The organism is Micropruina sp. (assembly GCF_047607385.1).
Lineage (GTDB): Bacteria > Actinomycetota > Actinomycetes > Propionibacteriales > Propionibacteriaceae > Micropruina.
Genome location: NZ_JASGDE010000118.1, coordinates 20,691 through 27,243 on the forward strand (window position 1 = coordinate 20,691; position 6,553 = coordinate 27,243).

Here is a 6,553-nt window from a genome sequence, read left to right on the forward strand (position 1 = left end):
GATCAGCGGCCCTCGAACTCCACCGGGGCGCCGCTGAGGTAGCCCTGCATCGCTCGCCGGGCATCGGACGTGCCGGCCAGCATGGCGACCACCGGATGCAGCCGGGCAGCGGCGGAGGCCGGGTCGGTGAGCGCCAGCCGGGCGTTGGCCAGGGTGGCCTGCACGGCCAGCGGCGCCTGCGCGGCGATCCGGCCTGCCAGCGCCAGTGCGGCGTCCAGTTGCTCGCCGTCGGGAACCACCTGCTGGACCAGTCCGAGGCGGTGCGCCTCGGCGGCGTCGAAGAAGTCCCCGGTGAGCAGCCAGCGCATCGCGTCCCCCCAGCCGAGCCGGGGGAGTCGCAGCGTGGCGCCGCCGAATGCCATGATGCCGCGGGCGACCTCCAACTGGGCGAACCGGGTGCCGGCGGCGGCGACCACGACGTCCGCGGCCAGGGCGAGCTCGACACCCAGGGTGAGGCAGGTGCCCTGCACCGCAGCCACCACCGGCTTCGCGACCGGCTCGGTGGCGACGCCCCAGGGGTCGACGGTGCCGGGCGGCAGCAGCTCCGCCGATCCGGACAGCAGCGCCGGACCCACGTCGGCCAGGTCCAGGCCGCCGGTGAAATGCTCGCCGACGGCATGCACCACACCGACCCTCAGCGCGGCGTCGGTGTGCAGCAGGGTGTAGGCGCGGGCCAGGGCGTGCAGCATCGCCAGGTCGGCCGCGTTGCGTTTGTCCGGCCGGTTCAGGCCGATCAGCAGGATCGGGCCCCGGCGTTCGACCAGCACACGTTCGTCGCTCACTCGTCCATCCAACCGGCCGCGAAGCCGTCCTGCAACGAGCCGCCGCGGTTGGTTCCGGTGTGACACCTGGGGCACAATGGACGCACTCCGCGACCGAGTGATGCAGGGGAAGGCAGCTACTCGGCCGAAGGAGAGACCATGGCGACAACCCATGGAGTGGTGCAGATCCACTCTGCGCCGTCCGCGCTGTGCCCGCATGTCGAATGGGCCGTGGGCGGCGTCGTCGGCGTACCCGTCCACCTGGACTGGACGGCGCAGCCGGCCGAACGCGCGTCCTATCGCGCCGAATACAGCTGGACGGGGCCGGTCGGCTCGGCGGCGAAGCTGGCCAGCGCTTTGAAGGGCTGGCAGCGGCTGCGGTTCGAGGTCACCGAGGACGCCACCGCGCACTCGGAGGCGGTTCGCTACTCGTACACGCCGACGCTGGGCGTCTTCCAGGCCACGGTGGGGCTGCATGGCGACATCATGATCAACGAGGAGCGGCTGAAGGCCGCGCTGGCCCGGGACGCGCTGGGCCGCCGCGGCCTGCACCAGGGCATCGCCGACCTGCTCGGCACCGCCTGGGACGACGAACTCGAAGTGTTCCGGCAGGCCGGGGACGGCGCCGACGTCCGCTGGTTGCACCAGGTGGTCTGACGGGCCACCACCCACCGCTCGCCTAACTATTTGGGGCTCGCCGAATTCGGCGAGCCCCAAATAGTTAGGCGAGCGGTAAGAGCGGTCAGCGGGTCACGTTGGCGTTGGTCACCGCGACGGCGACGTTGGCGCCGCCGAAGCCGAAGGAATTGTTCACCGCGGCCAGATCGCCCTCGGGCAGCGGACGGGTGACGTTGGCGGCGATGTCGATGCCGAGATCGGGCTCCGGGTTGTCCAGGTTGATCGTCGGCGGCACGATCCGCTCGCGCAGCGCCAGCACGGTGGCCAGCGTCTCCAGCGCGCCGGCACCGCCCAGCAGATGCCCGGTCATCGACTTGGTCGAGGTGACGATGCACTGGTCGACGGCCGCGCCCAGGGCGTGCCGGATCGACCCGGCCTCGGTGAGGTCGCCCTGCGGGGTGGAGGTGCCGTGGGCGTTCACGTGCCTGATGTCGGACGCCGACAGTCCGGCGTCCACCAGGGCCTTCTGCATCGCGCCGTACTGGCCGGCGCCGCTCGGATCGGGCTGGACGATGTCGTGGCTGTCGGCGGTGATGCCGGCCCCGGCCAGGGTGCCGTAGCTCTTCGCGCCGCGGGCCTTGGCATGTTCCAGGGTCTCGATCACCAGCACCGCGGAGCCCTCGCCCATGACGAAGCCGTCGCGTCCGACGTCCCAGGGCCGGGACGCCTTCTGAGGCTCGTCGTTGCGCCGGGACAGTGCCTGCATCTGGCCGAACGCGGCGATCGGCAGCGGATGGATGGTGGCCTCGGTGCCGCCCACCACGGCGATGTCGGCCCGGCCCAGCCGGAGCTGGTCGATGGCCAGCGCGATCGCCTCGTTGGACGACGCACAGGCCGAGACCGGGGTGTGCACGCCGGCCTTGGCGCTGATCGCCATGCCGACGTTGGCCGCCGGCGCGTTGGCCATCAGCATCGGGATGGTGAACGGGCTGACCCGGCGGTAGCCCTTGTCGCGGTGGGCGTCCCAGTTGTTCAGCAGGGAGTGCAGGCCGCCGATGCCGCTGGCCAGCGAGACGATCAGCCGGTACGGGTCGACCTCGTTCTCGGTGCTCCAGGTCAGCCCGGCGTCCTGCCAGGCCTCCTGGGCGGCGATCAGGGCCAGCTGGGTGGAGCGGTCGAGTCGGCGAGCCTTGACCCGCTCGATCACCTCGGAGGGATCGACCTTGACGAAGGCCGCGATCTTGACCGGCAGTTCCTCGGCCCAGGGCTCGGTGATCCGGGAGACGCCGGAGGTGCCGGCGAGCAGGCCGGCCCAGGTGGAGGCGGCGTCGCCGCCGAGCGGGGTGGTGGCTCCGATGCCGGTGATCACAATCTCAGTCATGGCTCTCCCGATGGTTCGGAAATGGATGGGTTCGGCACCCCGGGCCCGCCGACGCGGCGGACCCGGGGCACAGACGATGGGGGCTCAGCTCAGCTGTGCGCCTCGACGTAGGCGACGGCGTCGCCGACGGTCTTGAGGTTCTTGGAGTCCTCGTCGGGAATGGTGACCCCGAACTTCTCCTCGCAACCGACGATGATCTCGACCATCGCCAGCGAGTCGACATCGAGATCATCGACGAAGGACTTGTCCAGCTGGACGTCCTCGACCGGCACACCGGCGACGTCGTTGACGAGCTCAGCCAGCTGAGCGCGGATCTCTTCGGTGGTGGCCATAGGGTTTCTCCTTGTCGTAGGGCCTTTCCGGGGGTTCCCGGAAGAATATGGGGGTCAGGGCAGGGTGACGACCTGCCCGGCGTACACCAGGCCGGCGCCGAAGCCGATCAGCAGGGCGGTCTGCCCCGACTTGGCCTCGCCCGAGGTGAGCAGGGCGTCCATCGCCATCGGCACCGAGGCGGCCGAGTTGTTGCCGAACTGCTTGATGGTACGCGCCACCACGACATGCTCGGGCAGCTTGAGGGCCCGCAGCATGGCGTCGGTGATCCGGTTGTTGGCCTGGTGCGGAATGAACACGTCCAGGTCCTCGGGGGCCAGCCCGGCCTTGGCCAGCACGTCCTTGGCGGCGTCGGCGATGAAGCCGCTGGCCCACTTGAAGACGGCCCGGCCGTCCATCTGGATGTAGGGGGTCTCGCTGCCGGCGAGCGCCTTGCTCCACTCCACGGTCTGGTTGATGGCGTCGGCCTGGCTGCCGTCGGAGCCCCACACCACCGGCCCGATGCCATTGGTCTCGCTGGGGCCGACCACGGCGGCGCCGGCGCCGTCGGCGAACAGGAAGGCGGTGCCGCGGTCGTGGATGTTGGTGAACCGGCTGAGCTCCTCGACCCCGATCACCAGCACGTAGCGGGCGGCCCCGCTGCGCACCAGGGCCTCGGCCTGGGCCAGTCCGTAGCAGAAGCCGGCGCAGGCCGCGGAGATGTCGAAGGCGGCGCCGAGGGTGCCCAGCCGGTGGGCCAGCCGGGCGGCCAGGCTCGGGGTCTGGTGGTAGTAGGTGACCGTCGAGACGATCACCGCGCCCAGTTCGGACGCCTCGATGCCGGCCTTCTCGACGGCGCGGCGTCCGGCGTCCAGGGCCATGGTCTCCACCGACTCGCCCTCGCCCACCCAGCGGCGTTCGACGATGCCGGTGCGCTGCTGGATCCACTCGTCGGAGGAGTCGATCCAGGTGCACATCTCGGCGTTGTCGACGACCCGGGAGGGCACGAACGAGGCGACCGACAGCAGCTTGGCGAAGGGCGCGCCGGAACTCGCCGCGATCGGGGCGCTCATGCCTGGGCCTCCGGATCCCGGGTTGCCGCATGCTGGGCCACAAAGGCCCGGGCCTCGGGCAGCTGATCGGGGGTGTTCAGGTTGAACAAGGCGACTCCCTTGAGGTTGCGCTTGGCGATTCCGGTGAGCGTGCCGGCCGGCGGCAGTTCGAGGACGCCGGTGACCCCGAGGTCGGCCAGCGTGGTGAGGCACAGGTCCCAGCGCACCGGGTTGCCGACCTGGCTGACCAGCCGGCGCAGGAACTCCGCGCCGTCGCCGACCACGGTGCCGTCGGCGTTGCTGAGCAGCCGGATGGCGGGGTCGGCGGTGGCCAGCCCGGACGCCAACGCGTCCAACTCGGCGACGGCGGGCTGCATGTGCACGGTGTGGAAGGCGCCGGCCACGCTGAGCTGGATCAACCGGGCCCGGGCCGGCGGGTTGGCGCTCAACTCGGCGAGCTGCTCGACGGCGCCGGCGGCGACGATCTGGCCGGGGCCGTTGTTGTTCGCGGCGGTCAGTCCGGCGGCCTCGATCGCGGCCAGCACCTCGTCGGCCTTGCCGCCGACCACCGCCATCATCGAGGTCGGGCGCAGTGCGGACGCCGCCGCCATGCCGCGTCCGCGGGTGCCCACGAAGGCCATCGCGTCGGCGGGGGAGAGCACCCCGGCCAGTGCCGCCGCGGTGATCTCGCCGACGCTGTGCCCGGCCACCACGTCCGGATCGGGGCCGTCGGCGAGCAGCGCCTGCCCGGCGATCAGCCCGGCGGCGACCAGCAGCGGCTGGGCGATGTCGGTGGCCCGGATCGTCTCGGCGTCCGCCTCGGTGCCGTAGTGGGCGAGGTCGACGCCGGCGACGGAGGACAGCGCGTCCAACTGGTCGCGGACGGCGGGGTCGTCCAGCCAGGGCTCGAGAAACCCAGGGGTCTGGGCACCTTGACCGGGGGCGAGGATTGCAAGCACGGGGAATACTCTTGCGCGAAACCGTCCGCAAGTGACAGCAGGACATCACGAAAATGTCACAGAGCTTCTTGTGGGTTTCCTACAACGCCCCTCACAGTGGGAGGCCGGAGCAAGGCCTCGGCGTTTGTGGCACTACGACGTGATGAGCCTGCCGAGGGTGACGGCGAGGCGCAGCACGTAGGCGCTCCGGGCGTCCGCGGGGTGGTACCCGGAGACCTCGGCGATCCGCCGCAACCGGTACCGGACGGTGTTCGGATGGACGAACAGGGTGCGCGCGGTGGCCTCCACCGAGCCGCTGTTGTCCAGGTAGGCGACCAGGGTCTCCAGCAGGTCGGCGCCGGCATCGCGCAGCGGTCCGTAGATCTCCCGGGCCAGCATCCGGCGGGCGTGCCCGTCGCCGGCCAGGGCGCGTTCCGGCAGCAGATCCTCCGCCGCCACCGGACGCGGGGCGCTCGGCCAGGCGTCCGCCGCCCGGATCCCGGACAGCGCGCCGCGGGCCGAGATGGCGGCGTCCACCAGGTCGCTGACCTCGGGTCCGACCACGATGTGGCCCGGCCCGAAGTGGTCGGCGATCTCGGTGATCACCGACAGTGCGGTGCCGGCGGTGCCGGAATGCCCGCCGAGCACCACCACCAGCCGGTCGCCCTGGGTGGAGGCCAGCAGGTCGAAGCCGCGCTCGGCGACCACCCGGCGCATCGTCTCCACCGCCTGGTCCTTCGCCGGTGCCTCGCCGATGGTGACGGTGATCGCGGCGGGGGAGCGCCAGCCCAGCGTGGACGCCCGGGACAGCACGGTCTCGTCGGCCTCGCCGCGGATCACCGCGTCCACCACCAGGGCCTCCAGCCGGGCGTCCCAGCCGCCCCGGGCCTCGGCGGCGCGGGCGTAGACCTCGGCGACGCCGAAGGCGATCTCGCGGGAGTACTGGACGATCGCCAGGTACACCCCGGACCGGTCGCCCCGCGGCACCAGCCGCTCCAGCTGGCTCTCCACGGTGTCGATGGTGGTGCGGATCAGGTCGACGCTCTGGTGCAGGGTGATCCGGCGCTGGAGCGCTCGGGGGGCGGCGTCGAAGACCGCGGCCGGGTTGACGTCGCGGCCGTCCTCGGCGAACCAGCGGACGAAGCCGTCGATCCCGGCCCGGGCCACCAGGGTCACCCAGGAGCGGTGTTCGGCGTCCAGGTCGGCGAACCAGGGGTGCCGGGCCTCGATCTCGGCGAGTGCCGCCGTGGTCAGGTCCCCGGCCGATTGGGCGAGCCGCCTGGCCACCGCGGAGCGTTGCCGGCCGGACTGCTGCCAGCCGCGTCCGATGCCTGGAATGGCAGCCACCGGTCTCCCTTCGTCGGGACCACCCTAGATGAGTAAGTCCTGGGGCGGTGTGGCGTCTGGGGGTGTGGGTGAGGGTGTCGCAGAGTCGGTGTTGCGAACCAACCAAGCTCTGGAGGCTTTGATGGACACCGATCTGGACACCCTCGC

At 71.6% G+C, this 6,553-nt stretch carries 7 protein-coding genes; 1 reads left to right on the plus strand and 6 read right to left on the minus strand.

Annotated features, from left to right (window positions below; all coding sequences use genetic code 11):
- Window positions 1-2: 2 nt before the first annotated feature.
- Window positions 3-782, minus strand: a complete 780-nt coding sequence (locus QM582_RS10570; protein WP_415084208.1) for a crotonase/enoyl-CoA hydratase family protein — start codon at window positions 780-782, stop codon at window positions 3-5.
- 138 nt (window positions 783-920) lie between these two features.
- Between QM582_RS10570 and QM582_RS10575 the strand changes: the two genes are divergently transcribed.
- On the plus strand, window positions 921-1,418 hold the full coding sequence (locus tag QM582_RS10575) for a DUF3145 domain-containing protein (RefSeq protein WP_415084210.1): 498 nt from the start codon (window positions 921-923) through the stop codon (window positions 1,416-1,418).
- An 85-nt stretch (window positions 1,419-1,503) separates the two neighbouring features.
- On the opposite strand, the gene QM582_RS10580 is transcribed toward QM582_RS10575, so the two are convergent.
- From QM582_RS10580 to QM582_RS10600, 5 genes are all read right to left on the minus strand, one after another.
- Complete coding sequence (locus QM582_RS10580; protein ID WP_415084212.1) at window positions 1,504-2,760, minus strand: beta-ketoacyl-[acyl-carrier-protein] synthase family protein; 1,257 nt, start codon at window positions 2,758-2,760, stop codon at window positions 1,504-1,506.
- A gap of 89 nt (window positions 2,761-2,849) precedes the next feature.
- Window positions 2,850-3,092: an acyl carrier protein gene (locus tag QM582_RS10585; protein ID WP_298135049.1), complete on the minus strand. Its 243-nt coding sequence runs from the start codon at window positions 3,090-3,092 to the stop codon at window positions 2,850-2,852.
- A gap of 54 nt (window positions 3,093-3,146) precedes the next feature.
- Window positions 3,147-4,142, minus strand: a complete 996-nt coding sequence (locus QM582_RS10590) for a beta-ketoacyl-ACP synthase III (protein ID WP_415084214.1) — start codon at window positions 4,140-4,142, stop codon at window positions 3,147-3,149.
- Entirely contained in the window at window positions 4,139-5,080 is a 942-nt protein-coding gene (locus QM582_RS10595) for an ACP S-malonyltransferase (protein WP_415084216.1), read from the minus strand. The genes QM582_RS10590 and QM582_RS10595 overlap by 4 nt, the downstream gene beginning before the upstream one ends.
- A gap of 132 nt (window positions 5,081-5,212) precedes the next feature.
- Window positions 5,213-6,406: a PucR family transcriptional regulator gene (locus QM582_RS10600; protein WP_415084218.1), complete on the minus strand. Its 1,194-nt coding sequence runs from the start codon at window positions 6,404-6,406 to the stop codon at window positions 5,213-5,215.
- Window positions 6,407-6,553 lie beyond the last annotated feature (147 nt).